Source organism: Paenibacillus sp. AR247 (genome assembly GCF_002968895.1).
GTDB classification, from domain to species: Bacteria; Bacillota; Bacilli; order Paenibacillales; family Paenibacillaceae; genus Paenibacillus_AQ; species Paenibacillus_AQ favisporus.
Window position 1 is genome coordinate 201,967 of the sequence record NZ_PCZT01000023.1, and the last position, 12,940, is coordinate 214,906.

At 57.0% G+C, this 12,940-nt stretch carries 14 protein-coding genes and 2 pseudogenes; 12 read left to right on the forward strand and 4 right to left on the reverse strand.

The genetic code is table 11. The features are described 5' to 3' along the window. The first annotated feature begins 119 nt into the window (after positions 1-119). Positions 120-422: an SRPBCC domain-containing protein gene (locus CPT76_RS29955; RefSeq protein WP_258168954.1), complete on the forward strand. Its 303-nt coding sequence runs from the start codon at positions 120-122 to the stop codon at positions 420-422. A 159-nt stretch (positions 423-581) separates the two neighbouring features. Continuing rightward, complete coding sequence (locus CPT76_RS29960) at positions 582-1,703, forward strand: DNA alkylation repair protein (protein ID WP_105445470.1); 1,122 nt, start codon at positions 582-584, stop codon at positions 1,701-1,703. A 113-nt stretch (positions 1,704-1,816) separates the two neighbouring features. On the opposite strand, the pseudogene CPT76_RS29965 reads toward CPT76_RS29960, so the two are convergent. Continuing rightward, positions 1,817-2,880: pseudogene (locus tag CPT76_RS29965) on the reverse strand (bifunctional transcriptional activator/DNA repair enzyme AdaA). Further along, on the reverse strand, positions 2,867-3,076 hold the full coding sequence (locus CPT76_RS36845) for a hypothetical protein (RefSeq protein ID WP_146116462.1): 210 nt from the start codon (positions 3,074-3,076) through the stop codon (positions 2,867-2,869). The pseudogene CPT76_RS29965 and the gene CPT76_RS36845 overlap by 14 nt, the downstream one beginning before the upstream one ends. Before the next feature lie 77 nt (positions 3,077-3,153). On the opposite strand from CPT76_RS36845, the gene rlmN reads away from it, so the two are divergent. Next, positions 3,154-4,251, forward strand: coding sequence for a dual-specificity RNA methyltransferase RlmN (gene rlmN, locus CPT76_RS29970; protein ID WP_105445471.1), 1,098 nt, complete (start codon positions 3,154-3,156; stop codon positions 4,249-4,251). Between the two features lie 240 nt (positions 4,252-4,491). Here the strand turns inward: rlmN and CPT76_RS29975 are convergent, their stop codons facing one another. Further along, on the reverse strand, positions 4,492-4,857 hold the full coding sequence (locus CPT76_RS29975; protein ID WP_105445472.1) for a DUF423 domain-containing protein: 366 nt from the start codon (positions 4,855-4,857) through the stop codon (positions 4,492-4,494). Between the two features lie 72 nt (positions 4,858-4,929). Beyond that, positions 4,930-5,559 (reverse strand): hypothetical protein, encoded by a 630-nt coding sequence (locus tag CPT76_RS29980; protein WP_258168956.1) that lies wholly within the window; start codon positions 5,557-5,559, stop codon positions 4,930-4,932. 417 nt (positions 5,560-5,976) lie between these two features. On the opposite strand from CPT76_RS29980, the gene CPT76_RS29985 reads away from it, so the two are divergent. The 9 genes and pseudogenes from CPT76_RS29985 to CPT76_RS30020 all read left to right on the forward strand — a co-directional run. Next, positions 5,977-6,951: an AAA family ATPase gene (locus CPT76_RS29985; RefSeq protein ID WP_105445473.1), complete on the forward strand. Its 975-nt coding sequence runs from the start codon at positions 5,977-5,979 to the stop codon at positions 6,949-6,951. 5 nt (positions 6,952-6,956) lie between these two features. Then, on the forward strand, positions 6,957-8,012 hold the full coding sequence (locus CPT76_RS29990) for a DUF58 domain-containing protein (protein ID WP_258168958.1): 1,056 nt from the start codon (positions 6,957-6,959) through the stop codon (positions 8,010-8,012). After that, positions 7,943-8,956: a DUF4129 domain-containing protein gene (locus CPT76_RS29995; RefSeq protein ID WP_105445475.1), complete on the forward strand. Its 1,014-nt coding sequence runs from the start codon at positions 7,943-7,945 to the stop codon at positions 8,954-8,956. The genes CPT76_RS29990 and CPT76_RS29995 overlap by 70 nt, the downstream gene beginning before the upstream one ends. Before the next feature lie 206 nt (positions 8,957-9,162). Continuing rightward, the gene (gene hxlA / locus CPT76_RS30000; RefSeq protein WP_089549588.1) at positions 9,163-9,795 is read left to right on the forward strand and encodes a 3-hexulose-6-phosphate synthase; all 633 of its coding nucleotides are present in this window, start codon (positions 9,163-9,165) and stop codon (positions 9,793-9,795) included. Positions 9,796-9,927: 132 nt separating this feature from the next. Further along, on the forward strand, positions 9,928-10,401 hold the full coding sequence (gene hxlB, locus CPT76_RS30005) for a 6-phospho-3-hexuloisomerase (RefSeq protein WP_308737697.1): 474 nt from the start codon (positions 9,928-9,930) through the stop codon (positions 10,399-10,401). Positions 10,402-10,529: 128 nt separating this feature from the next. Continuing rightward, the gene (locus tag CPT76_RS30010) at positions 10,530-10,892 is read left to right on the forward strand and encodes a winged helix-turn-helix transcriptional regulator (protein ID WP_076172132.1); all 363 of its coding nucleotides are present in this window, start codon (positions 10,530-10,532) and stop codon (positions 10,890-10,892) included. Positions 10,893-11,097: 205 nt separating this feature from the next. Further along, positions 11,098-11,906 (forward strand): annotated as a pseudogene (locus tag CPT76_RS30015) (diguanylate cyclase domain-containing protein). Between the two features lie 21 nt (positions 11,907-11,927). Further along, complete coding sequence (locus CPT76_RS37980; RefSeq protein WP_181153125.1) at positions 11,928-12,071, forward strand: hypothetical protein; 144 nt, start codon at positions 11,928-11,930, stop codon at positions 12,069-12,071. Then, the coding region (locus CPT76_RS30020) for a glycosyltransferase family 2 protein (RefSeq protein ID WP_105445476.1) at positions 12,064-12,940 on the forward strand (877 nt) is incomplete at its 3' end. The genes CPT76_RS37980 and CPT76_RS30020, both read left to right, overlap by 8 nt.

Here is a 12,940-nt window from a genome sequence, read left to right on the forward strand (position 1 = left end):
CGGATGATGCAGCGAAGCCCGTGGGATTGACCGCCGCTGCCGGGTTTCAGGTCGGCGTCCGGAGAACGTTTCCGGGTAGTCACGGGAGGCGGCGTGGTCGCTGCTGATTCCCCGAGGGTATGATGGTATGGCTTGGGAAACTTCCGGCCCTTGAATTCAAACCGGGAACTACGTATACGTCCAAGGAAGGAAACCACGGCGAGATTCGGGTCGTCAAACCCGGGGAGCAAATCCGCTTGACCTGGCAGCGGCCCGGCTGGCCCCATCCTTCCACGGTCCAGATCCGCTTGCTGGAGGCCAAGACCGGAACGACGATCAGCTTCCATCAGGAAAAGCTGACGGATATCCAGCAGCGTGAGCAGATGAAGGCATATTGGGAGGAGGCAGCGGACCACATCCGGCAGCAGCTGGCTGCAGACTGATCGAAAGCATGGCCTCAACGAATGGATCATTGAGTAAAACTCCGCCACTTGAATCGCTTGATTGAATCGAAGGAGCCGTAAGGCCGGTAAGACGACTTGAAGAGTTGATTTCCTCCTCCTCTGCGGCTTACTATAATAACTTCAGGAGGAGGTCTGCCGATGGCTGAACTGAAGGCAGTATACAATGAGGAATTTTTGCGCGGATTCGGGGCGAAGGTTCATACGGCCCACGCCGCGTTTGATACAGATAAGTTTGTCAAAGACGTCATGGACGACACATGGGAGGAACTTGAGCTGAAAGCCCGTATGCGGCGGATCAGCTCAAAGTTGGGCGATCACTTGCCCGCCCGATATGAAGAGGCGCTGGAGGTGCTCTTCGCGATCGACGAGCACTGTGCGGGGTTTCCGTACCTGTTCTTTCCCGATTTCGTGGAAGTGTTCGGGCAGGCGCCGGAGCAATGGGACCTTTCAATGAAGGCCCTCGAGCGCTTCACGTCCAAATCGTCGGCGGAGTTTGCCGTCAGGCCTTTTCTGCTGCGGGACCCGGAACGGATGATGCGCCAGATGACGGCTTGGGCGCAGCATCCGGACGAGCATGTCCGGCGTCTGGCCAGCGAAGGCAGCCGGCCGCGGCTGCCGTGGGGACAGGCCCTGCCGATGTTCAAGAAGGACCCGGCGCCGGTGCTGCCCGTGCTGGAGCTGCTGAAGCAGGACCCGTCGCTCTATGTCCGCAAGAGCGTCGCCAACAACCTGAATGACATCGCAAAGGACCATTCTGACGTGGTGCTGGAGACGGCGCGGCGCTGGAAAGGTACTCATCCGCATACCGATTGGATTATCCGCCACGGCTGCCGGACCTTGATCAAGAAGTCCCATCCGGAAGCGATGGCTCTGTTCGGTTATGCGGAGTCATCCGCGGAGGAACCGCTGGCGTCCGCCGCTTCGCTGACGGTAGAGCCGTCCGAAGTCGCGGTCGGGGGAAGCACAGAGCTTCACTACGAAATCCGCGTGCGGGACGGGCAGCCGGCCCATATCCGGGTGGAATACGGGATCGACTTTGTCAAAGCCCGCGGCAAAATATCCCGCAAAGCGTTTTTGCTGTCGGATAAGACCGTACCCGGAGGCTCCCGCCTGTCGGGGACGCGAACCCATTCCTGGGCCGATCTGACGACGCGCCGCCATTATCCGGGCGAGCACCGGATCGTGCTACTGGTCAACGGCCGGGAGGCGGCCTCCGCCAGCCTCATGCTTACGGGCAGAGGCGGGGAGCAGCAGGCATAGGCGAAGCATGCGAAGAAAAAGCAAACAGGAGTACCCGAGCGGTCTTTGAACCAGCAAGGGGACTCCTGTTTTTCGTTATCGGCGTACTTTAATCTAGCAGGGGACACTCCGAATCAGTACTGCCGCTGGTTTGAAAGAAACTGCTTCTCATGCTGAAGCAGCCAGCTTTTACGCGTCAGTCCACCGCCGTAACCGCCCAAGTCGCCGCTCGCGTTGATGACGCGGTGACAGGGGATGACAAGGGCGAGCTGGTTGGCGCCGTTAGCCTGGGCCACGGCCCGGAAGGCCTTCGGTTTGCCGAGAGCCCCGGCCAGCCCGGAGTAGGAACGGGTCTCGCCCGGCGGAATTTGCACCAGCTGCGCCCAGACCGACTTCTGGAACGGAGAGCCGATCAGATGCAGCGGCGTGGTGAATACGGACAGCCTCCCGTCAAAATAAGCCGTCAGCTCCTGCTCGATGGAGCGTATAGGAGCGGTGACGCCCGGGATGATCGCCGATTTCGTCCGCTGGCGCAGCCGCTCCACTTCGCGCTCGAGGCCCCGCCGGTCCACAAACTCTAGCAGATACAGCGCCTCCTCGTCGGCGATTGCGACCATCGGGCCGAGGCGCGTATCGATCCATGCCGCGCGCAGGATGCGGCTGGCTGCGGATTTCGCCGGAGCCGCCCCCATGATGCGGGAGAAGGCGTCCCGGAATCCGCTTCCGGATTCATACCCGCTCGACAGCTGGGCGTCGATCACCGCCTGGCCGGACCGGATCTGCTTGAATGCCAGCCCCATGCGGCGGGCGCGGGCATACTCCACAAAGGTCATGCCAAACCGTTTTTGAACTGCCTCCGCGCCGTCGAGGCATCGATGTCGAGCTCATCAAAGTCCTGTTCCTTCCACCGTTTTTCCGGATGGGTCTCGACGGCTTCGACCAGTTTCTGGACGACCGGCGAAACGTGATTCGGATGGGACAGCGGACGGCAGCGCTGGCAGGGCCGGAAAGAAGCGAGCAGCGCCTCCTGCGCGGTCTCGTAAAACTCACAGTTTTCATATTTGGGCTTTCTGGCCGGGCACGTCGGGCGGCAGAACACTCCCGTCGTTTTGACCCCGACATAGAAAATCCCCTCGTATTCCGACTTTTTATCGAGCAGCGCCTGATAATACTCCATTTTATGTTCAGCCGTAATCATGACCGGCCTCCTTTTTTTCATCATCCTTTACTCTTATTATAGACCAGCCCTGCAGATCTCCGCCGCCGAAAATCGGGCACTGATTTTTAAATAATCGTTCTTTTTCAACAGGACGCCTTAATGGCGGAGCCAGCAGCCCCCTTCCGTGGCTAAATTCCCGCTGCATCCCTTGTTTTAACAAAAAAATTTGGGACAATAATAGACAGATTGCCTGCCGGATCTGGTAAAGTAGAGAGAGTATGCATTTTAAAGCTTTTGAAAAGAGGAAAAACGATGAACAAACCATCCATCTATGGATTAACGTTCGATCAGCTGTCTGCATGGCTGCTTGAATATGGACATAAACCATTCCGCGCCTCTCAGGTGTGGGACTATCTATATGTACAACGGGTCACCGATTTTGCCGATATGACGGATGCCAATCCGGACTGCGTGAAGCTGCTTGCGGAGCATTACGTTATCCAGACACTCGAAGAGCATGTGAAGCAGGAGTCGGCCGACGGGACGGTCAAGTTTCTGTTCCGATTGCAGGACGGCAATCTGATCGAAACGGTGCTGATGCGCCATAAGTTCGGCCTTTCCGTCTGCGTGACGACCCAGGTCGGCTGCAATATCGGCTGCAGCTTCTGCGCGAGCGGACTGCTGAAGAAAAGCCGGGACCTGTCCGCCGGGGAAGTTGTGGAGCAGCTCATGAAGGTGCAGCTGTTCCTGGACCAGAACAAGCCGGGCGACCTCGTCAGCCATATTGTCGTGATGGGCATCGGGGAGCCGTTTGATAATTTCGAGAACATGGTCGACTTCATCAATGTGGTCAAGGACCGCAAAGGGCTGGCGATTGCCGGGCGCCATATTACCGTATCGACCAGCGGGCTGGCTCCGAAGATCATGGAATTTGCCGACCGCGATTTGAAGGTGAACCTGGCCATTTCGCTGCATGCTCCGAACAATGAGCTGAGAACCCGGATTATGAAGATTAACAAGGCTTATCCGATTGAGGAAGTCTTGAGGGCCATGGATTACTATCTGGCCAAAACGAAGCGCAGAGTGACGCTCGAGTATATTTTGCTCAAGGACGTCAATGACGGCAGGGAACACGCGGCTGAATTGGCGGAGCTGATCGGTGACCGCAGACAGCTGGTCAACGTCAACCTGATCCCGTACAATCCGGTCGATGAGCACAGCCAATATCAGAGAAGCGCGCAGGAGTCGATCCTGGCTTTCTATGACACGCTCAAAAAGAACCGGGTCAGTGTCAGTGTCCGGCTGGAGCATGGAACCGATATCGACGCGGCCTGCGGACAGCTGCGGAGCAAGCAAATCCGCAAGGAAAATGGCAGAGGTGCGGGCCAGGCCAGCGCGGTAAACGGTTGAGGCCGGCATCCTGTTTTTCAGGGGATTCCCCCATTTTTTTAAACATGCATAACACGAAAAAGCCTGCAAATCTGCAGGCTTTTGTCATAATACCAGAAAGTATAAACTCCAGAGCCATGGCTTCCTGGTATTGCAAGAAAAATTACCTTTAAACGCGGTCTGTCTTCTTTGAAGGTACGTCGATTGACGTATTTCTTATGCCTAGGGGCATTTATACGAAACAGCCCTATTCTCAATCGGTTAGCCAGCCACAGCCACGATGAATACGACCCATCCCGCCAAAAAGGCCACCCCGCCGATCGGCGTAATCGCCCCCAGCTTGCGGATGCCGGTCACGCTCAGCGCATACAGGCTTCCCGAGAATAACAGAATTCCCGCAAACAGCAGCCATCCTGCGAGCTGGATGGTGCCCGCATGTGCGGCGGATGGGGCATAGAGGCCCATCAACAGCAGGCCAAGTCCGTGAGCCAAATGATATTGGACTCCGGTCTGATAGGTTTTCTGCCGGTTATCGTCGAGTCTTTCCTTCAGGGCGTGCGCCCCGAATGCGCCGATGGCCACGGCCAAAAACATCATGATTCCGCCCAGAATGAGCAGCGTGTTCACATCAATCACCTCTAAGCGTCATCATACGTTCTGGCGCGGCGGCCGTCAACGAGTTGGATTTGATCTGTTTTCTTAATAATGCCGGCGGATATGGTGATTCCGTTTTTTCTTCTTCACGAACTTGTTCATGCCGCTAGCGCCGGGTCCGCCGCCGACCGAGTCCTGCTGTCTGGTGCAGGGGCTGTCGATGGTGGAATTGGTGCCGCTCGTGCTGTGTGTGCCGGAGCCGCTGGCAATTTGGGTGGCGGCAGCTTCCTCGCTTCCCTCCGGCATTTGAACCCGCTGGTGATTCAGAACGAAGATGGCTTCCTTCTTCCGGCGGTGCGAGCGTTTCCGCTTACCGCGGCAGGCGTGGGCGGGCTCGCGGAGGATGCTGATGTTATCGGCGGTGCCCCCGGCTCCGACGCTGACCTGCTGGTCCGTATTCGGGGAACCGATGGCCGCGTTGCTTCCCGACGCGCTGCTGTGGCCTGCACCGCTGGCGATCTGCGTCGTATTCGGGGCGTTGGTGAATTGTTCGTTAATGACGAACACGAACTTATCGAACCTGCGGAGCGGAACCTTGGTCGTCAGCCGTTTTTCGCCTCGGACGATGCTGACGATGAGCTTGCCCTGTGACCGTGAACGAGAGTGCCTCTTCAGTCGTCTTGCCATATGCCGGCGGGCATAACCGCAACCGTGGCTTTTAAGATACCTCCTCATATCAACCATCCTTTGTCTCTGGTATGGTTCATCCTAGTGATGTTTGCCGGATTTTGTGAGGGACAACTGTCTCGTAGGGGCAAAAAATAGGGCGTTTTATATAGAATGAACTAAAGAAATGAATGTTATAGGACTCTATTGGGCTGTTATAACAGGAAGATCAAGCAAAACGTTAGTTCAATCGATTTTGCCGGATTTTACCCCTGATAGGTGATTAATGCTTCTGTCGGTGATAAAATATAGCAAAACCGTCCGGTCATAGAGAACGGCCTGCCGGAAGATCTGTAGCTGAACCGTTCCCGGCGTAAAGGTCCAGTCTGCCGGGGGTATCAAAGACACTTGTAAACGCTTTAATCATAAACCGTAGATTGCTTTGCCTAAAGCGCGGGCAGTCATACAGGAGAGGATGGGAATGCAATGCAGGTGAATCAAGTTCGCGAGTTGGCTGTGAAACTGAAAGAGAATATCGGGAGAGTCATTGTCGGCAAAGAGGGAGAAGTGGAGCTGCTGCTAACGGCCTTGCTTGCGTCAGGACATGTGCTGCTGGAGGATGTGCCGGGGACCGGTAAAACGCTGCTTGCCAAAAGTTTGGCGGCGTCCCTGTCGCTCAGCTTCCAACGGATTCAGTTTACCCCCGATCTGCTGCCGTCGGATTTGACGGGCATCCATTTCTACAACCAGAAGGACGGCGAGTTTCAGTTTCGCCCGGGTCCGCTGTTCTCGCGGATCGTGCTTGCGGATGAAATTAACCGGGCCACGCCCAGAACCCAGTCCAGCCTGCTGGAGTGTATGGAGGAGCGGCAGGTCAGCATTGATGGGCAGACGATGGCGCTGGAGCGGCCGTTTATGGTGCTGGCCACCCAGAACCCGGTCGACAACCAGGGCACGTTTCCGCTGCCCGAAGCCCAGATGGACCGCTTTATGATCCGCATGAAGCTGGGGTATCCATCCGCAGCGGAAGGGAAGGAGATCTTGAAGCGGACGCAGGGACCAGCCGGCTTAACCGCAGAGCGGGCCGAGCGCACAGCAACAGCCGACGAGGTGCTGGAAGCCCAGCAGCTGTGCACGCAGGTGAGCGTGAGCGAGGACTTGATGGGATACATCGTATCCCTGGCCGAAGCGACCCGTGTCCATGCTGAAGTGGCTCTTGGCATCAGCCCCCGCGGAACCCAGGCGCTGCTGCGCGCGGCGCAGGCTTATGCTGCGCTGAATGGACGGGAGTACGTACTTCCCGATGACATCAAGCATCTGCTGGAGCCGGTCTGCGCTCACAGACTGGTGCTCAAGAAGCGCTACGGCGGGCAGCATGAGGCCGCCCGGCGCATTCTGCTTGAGGTGCTGGATCAGATCGCAGTTCCCAGCGAAGCGGGACTGGAAAGCGGCGTGAGATAATGGCGATGCTGTGGCTGCTTCTGGCCTGCGGCGGCGTGTTGGTGCTGCAGGGCCTGGTCCTGGGCAGGGGATCGCTGCGGAAACTGACGTACGAGCGCCATTTCAGCACGGAAACCTGTTACGTGGGAGACCGGATCGAAATGGTCGAGGTGATCGAAAACGGCAAAATGTTTCCGGTGCCCTGGCTGCGCCTGGAAGCGATGCTTCCCTCGTCCCTGATGTTTAAGCGCAGCCGGGAAACCTCGATCAGCGAGGGGAATATTTATCAGAATCATACGAGTTTATTTATGCTCCGTCCCCGGACCCGGATTACCCGGACGCATCAAATCCAGTGTACCCGCCGGGGGATCTATCGGATGGACTCGGCCACGATGACCGGCGGGGACCTGTTTGCGGTCTACACCCCGTCACGGCAAATTACGCTCAGCAAACGGCTTGTCGTTTACCCGGAGCTGCTGGGCGATGACCGGCTGCCTTCCTCCTGGAAGACATGGCAGGGGGAGCTCGCGGTGCGGCGCTGGGTCGTTGAGGATCCATTCCTTATTACCGGAATCCGGGAATACGCCGCGGGAGATCCGATGAACCGGATCCACTGGAAAGCCACCGCCAGAACGGGCGAGCTTCAGGTGCACAAGCACGGCTATACCGCCGATCCGCGGGTCATGATCTGCCTGAACATCGAGGTGTCCGAGCAGATGTGGAACGTGGTGACCCGGCCGGAGATGGTCGAGGATGCGCTGTCCTATGCGGCCACCTGTGCTGCTTCGCTGATCCACCAGGGCATGGCCGCCGGTTTCACCCATAATGCGTCGGTTAATCCGGAGAGCCAGGCCATGCTCCGGCTCGATCCGGATTACGGCATGGCCCATTTGGAGAACCTGCCTGGAGGCCATGGCCGGTGTGGACATGAAGACGCGGATGCATTCCACGAAATGCTGCGTCTGGAAGCGGAGCGAGAGCGCTGGCGGCGGCGGTCCTGCTGCCCCTGGCCGTGTTCGGGCTGCGGCTCGCCGCGGCGCTGGCCGCTGTGGCTCTGCTGGCGGCTGCCATCCGCGGGCTGATCGCCGGGCGCAAGCAGTGGTGGAAGACAGCGGTGCAGCGGCTGCCGCTGATCGGCCTTGGCGCCTCGCTTGTGCTCTACATCACGGCCGGCCAGGTCAGCGCCCTTCATCCGCACCGCACGTCGCTGTACGTGATGGCGATGATTACGCTGTTCGCCCTCCTGCTGCGCATGAACGGCGAGCGGGTCCGGGACGCCTCGCACGCAGAGCAGGCCGACCGTCAGCTGTTCGGCCGGATCCTGACAGCAAACCGCTCGATGACGTGGATCGTCATTGCCGTTATCGCCCTGCTCAGCGGATGGAAGGGCCTTGGTGCGATCTTCCTCTTCCTGCGGGACGGTCTCCGGTCTCTCCTCCAGGGCTTGGGAGGAGACGGACAGTCTGTGGAACAGCCTCCCCAAGCACCGGCCGATCCGATGATGCCCGATCTGTCCGGAATGGATCAGGGTCCGGTGCAGCACCCGATGTGGCTGAAAGTCATAGGCTATGTCGTCCTGGGCATTCTTTGCCTGGCTGTTCTTGTTTTGCTGGGGATGCTGCTGTATAAGCTGTTCCGGCGCTGGCTTCCGGAGCGTATCCGAAGCTGGGTCCGGCGCCTCGCTTACCGGCTCGGGCTGCTGCGCCAGATCCGGCACATTTCCGAGGAGACGGCGGACTTCGTGGATGAGGTCGAGCGAATCGACCGCGTTGCCGCCAAGCCCCGCCGGTTCCGCCGCTTCCGCAAGGAACCGGATATCAGCGGCAGCGACCCGCGTCAGGCTTACGAGAGCCTGATCCGCCGTGCGGTCAAGAAAGGATTCGCGTTCCGGGCGAGCCGGACGCCTGCGGAGAACGGCGCCGAGCTTGCAGCGGGAGAGAGCTTTACCGGCATGGCGCCGGAAGCGGTCCATACGCTCATCGAGCGGTATAATGCCGTGCGGTACGGCGGGAAAAAGGAGCAGTAGAAGCCCTGCTCCGGCCAGCATGATGCCGTATACTTTTGGTCGTGAAGGTCCCCTAAAGGGGGCCTTTTTTGTGCTCTTGGACTTCCAATAGTTACGCCGAGGTAACTTCATTACGATAAAGTGCCTACTTACGCAAGCGAAATAGAGCCACTACAATGGGGTTGTGGTCCACGAACCAAATCGATCATAAAGGAGACAAACGTACTATGGAACTTCAACTGGCACTTGATCTTGTCGATATTCCCGGAGCCAAGGAAATCGTAAACGAGGTTGCTGAATATATAGACATCGTGGAAATCGGAACGCCGATCGTCATCAATGAGGGGCTTCGGGCGGTGAAAGAACTGAAAGAAGCCTTCCCTTCCCTGCGCGTGCTGGCCGATCTGAAAATCATGGACGCCGGCGGATACGAAGTCATGAAGGCATCCGAAGCCGGGGCGAGCATTATTACCGTTCTCGGCGTCTCAGACGATTCCACCATCCGCGGAGCTGTGGAAGAAGCTAGAAAGCAAAACACAAAAGTCATGGTCGATATGATCAATGTGAAGGATATTGAACAGCGCGCCAAGGAAATTGACCAAATGGGCGTGGATTATATCTGCGTGCATTCAGGGTACGATCATCAGGCTGCAGGCATCAGCTCCTTTGAAGATCTGCTGACGATCAAACGGGTGGTGAACCGCGCCAAAACGGCCATTGCCGGCGGGATCAAGCTGAGTACGCTTCCTCAGGTGATTGCGGCCGGCCCGGATCTGGTTATTGTGGGCGGGGGAATCACCGGTCAGGATGACAAGCGGGCTGCGGCATCGCAGATGAAGCAGCTGGTCAGTCAGGTCTAAGATGAACACGGCCGATTATGCTCTCGAAATTACGAAGGAGCTGCAGCGATCGATTGCCCGCATCTCGAATGGAGAAGCGGATCAGTTGGCTGCCATGATTCTTGAAGCCGGAAATGTGTTTAGTTGGCTGCCATGATTCTTGAAGCCGGAAATGTGTTTGTGGCGGGAGCCGGCAGGTCGGGCCTGATGGGCCGGGCGCTGGCCATGCGGTTAATGCATCTCGGAATTCCCGCATATGTGGTCGGCGAAACGGTGACACCGGGAATCGGCCCGGAGGACCTGCTTGTCATCGGGTCCGGGTCAGGCGAGACGCAAAGCTTGGTCACGATGGCGAGGAAAGCCAAGGAGATCGGAGCAGCGGTTGTCACCGCAACCATTTACCCGGATTCCACGCTGGGCCGGTTGTCCGATTTCCCGGTCTGTCTTCCGGGTACGCCGAAGGAACAGCAGGCAGCGGGCAGCGGAGAAAAGGTGACCATACAGCCGATGGGATCGCTGTTTGAGCAAACCTTGATCATTTTGTACGATGCCGTCGTTCTCCGCTTGATGGAGCAGCGGGGTCAAGATTCCTCCCAGATGTTCGGCAGACACGCCAACCTGGAGTAAAGCTTCACCTGAAAAAGATACCAATCCAAACAGGAGCCATCCCGGAGGTCGCAGACCGAGGGATGGTTCTTTTTTGCATCAAGCGAAAAAGCGAATCGTGTAGTATCCTATAAGAAGGAGGTGGCAGCGTGGCAACGGAAATTAAAGACCGTATCAATTTAAAAGAAATCAATTGCGCGAAGGAACTGACCCTTGCCGTGATCAGCGGCAAATGGAAGTTGATTATATTGTGGCATCTGGGGCTTGAGGGGACGAAGCGGTTTGGCGAGCTGAAGAAGCTGATCCCCAATGTGACCCAAAAAATGCTGACCAACCAGCTTCGGGAGCTGGAAGACGATCAGCTGATTTCGCGGAAGGTATATCCGGAGGTCCCTCCCCGGGTGGAGTATTCGCTGACCGAATACGGCCGCTCGTTGATGCCGGTGCTGAAGATGATGTACGACTGGGGCAGTCATTATGGGGACCGGGTCATTTGGAAGGACGATCATTAACAGGCCTGCATTCTCTTCATCGGAATGATTTTTTCACGTACTTAAAAAAATATGAAGTTCAATCCCTCGCAGAGTCCGAAGGCAGCTGAGTAAAAAGCCGCCGCTTTGCGGGGGTGTTTTTTTGTGACATTGCCTGTAAATGGGGTAATAATTAGAAATTGATTCCAATTTTGGCTGCTGTAGCTGCTGTAAAGGAAGGATGCTGATGAAAGACCAAACGCCGACACGACGCATTGAATCAGGCTATCTCATCCTTGTGTTGGTCATCATGATTCAGGAGCTGCTCATTTTTATCAAGGTATATGCAGATCAAGCCTATACCACTCAGGAGCTGCTGTTCAGTCTGGGGACATTGGCTGCGCTGCTGATCGGCTTCTTTATGCCGGTCGGCGTCACGGCGGTGGCCGTCTTCTTTTATCTTGTGAGTTATTTTGTGTGGCTGAACACTTATGCACATGTGGATATCTTATCTTTCTCATGGCTGCTGCTCGTTCCCGGGAGGATTTGAAGGACATGAGCCCGCAGCTGGACCTTGATACGTCTCTCGGGAACAAGCTGTCCCTGGAGGACGCCGTCATCAAACACTCCAATCTCGCCAAGCGTTATCCGCAGCGTTACGACTTCTGTATGGCGATGTTTAAAATCGAATTTTTGCCGCTCGTCAAAGAGTCGCTCGGTTCCAGGCGGTACGCCCGGCTGCTGCTCGAGTTATCGCACACGATCCAGAAGCAGATCCGCTACGAAGATTATAAATTTTTCATCGACCAAGGGCGCTTTGTGGTCTTGTATCCGATGACGAATCAGGAGCATTTGCAGCAGCTCACCGCCCGGATTAAGCAGGCTATGATGAATGTTGAAGCCGTCGACCGGAGCGGGAGCCCGCTGAAGCTCGTCGTCCGCACGGGGGCGCTCGTGTTCCAGCCGGAGCAGTTCAGCAAATATGAACATATCGACGCGGTCATTGCCGCATTGGAGCGCAATACGGAGACCGATCTGATCGGTGAGTATGTATAAGGAGAAAGGAGGGGCGCCCGCATGTCGTATGCCCAGTGGTTTATACCTGTATGTATCGGCGTCAGCGTCCTTTTTGCCGCAGCGGTGCTGGTGCTGACAATCACCACGCTGATGTTCCGGGCCAAAGTCAAGAAAAAATACGATCGGGGGAATTTCAGTGGCTGACGTCATCCTGCTCCTGTCGATCGTATCGATCTGGATCGCCGTACTGGAGTCGATTGTCATCATGTCCGGGGCGATCCGGTTTGTGTACAGGCAGAACCGGGGGGCTCTGGTGCGCAGCGGGCAATTGGACGATTTTCCGACCGTGACGGTCATGGTCCCCGCCCATAATGAAGAGTTGGTCATTACCGCGACGGTGGAGCATATTCTGCAGCTGTACTATCCCCCGGACAAGGTCCAGATCATCGTGATCGCCGATAACTGCACCGACCGCACCGCGGACAAGCTGAAGGCACTGAAGGCCAGAACCAGCTATAAAGACAGGGACCTGCTCATTTTGGAAAGAACCGGCACCGGCGGGAAATCCGGAGCTCTAAATGATGCGCTGAAGGAAGCCACCGGCGATTGGATTTGCGTCTATGACGCCGATGCCGCACCCGAGCACAACGCCCTCTACTTTCTGATTCAGAAAGCCATGGAGCAGCCTGAGCGCTACGGTGCGGTGTTCGGACGCAACAAAGCGCGCAACCGCGGGCAGAACCTGCTGTCGCAATTCATCAACCTGGAGCTGATCACGATTCAACGGGTGCATCATACCGGTCTGTGGGAGCTGTTCGGTCTGGGAACGATCCCCGGGACCAATTTTATCGTCAAACGCTCGCTTATGGAGGATATCGGGGGATGGGATGAGCACGCCATCACGGAAGACACGGCGGTGTCCTTCGAAATTTTGGGGCGCGGCCAGCTGATCGCACTCGCACCGCAGGCCGAAGCCTATCAGCAGGAGCCGGAAAGGCTCGACGTCTACATGAAGCAGCGCCAGCGCTGGGCCAAAGGCAATTACAAGGTGGTCGTGGACAATATCCACCAGC

Bases quoted from the DNA above. Each gene is read 5' to 3' on its own strand.
- CPT76_RS37980 (WP_181153125.1), top strand. From the start codon at position 11,928: ATGTCGTATGCCCAGTGGTTTATACCTGTATGTATCGGCGTCAGCGTC.
- CPT76_RS29985 (WP_105445473.1), top strand. From the start codon at position 5,977: ATGCAGGTGAATCAAGTTCGCGAGTTGGCTGTGAAACTGAAAGAGAAT.
- CPT76_RS29990 (WP_258168958.1), top strand. From the start codon at position 6,957: ATGCTGTGGCTGCTTCTGGCCTGCGGCGGCGTGTTGGTGCTGCAGGGC.
- hxlA (WP_089549588.1), top strand. From the start codon at position 9,163: ATGGAACTTCAACTGGCACTTGATCTTGTCGATATTCCCGGAGCCAAG.
- CPT76_RS29955 (WP_258168954.1), top strand. From the start codon at position 120: ATGATGGTATGGCTTGGGAAACTTCCGGCCCTTGAATTCAAACCGGGA.
- hxlB (WP_308737697.1), top strand. From the start codon at position 9,928: ATGATTCTTGAAGCCGGAAATGTGTTTGTGGCGGGAGCCGGCAGGTCG.
- CPT76_RS29980 (WP_258168956.1), bottom strand. From the start codon at position 5,559: ATGAGGAGGTATCTTAAAAGCCACGGTTGCGGTTATGCCCGCCGGCAT.
- CPT76_RS29960 (WP_105445470.1), top strand. From the start codon at position 582: ATGGCTGAACTGAAGGCAGTATACAATGAGGAATTTTTGCGCGGATTC.
- rlmN (WP_105445471.1), top strand. From the start codon at position 3,154: ATGAACAAACCATCCATCTATGGATTAACGTTCGATCAGCTGTCTGCA.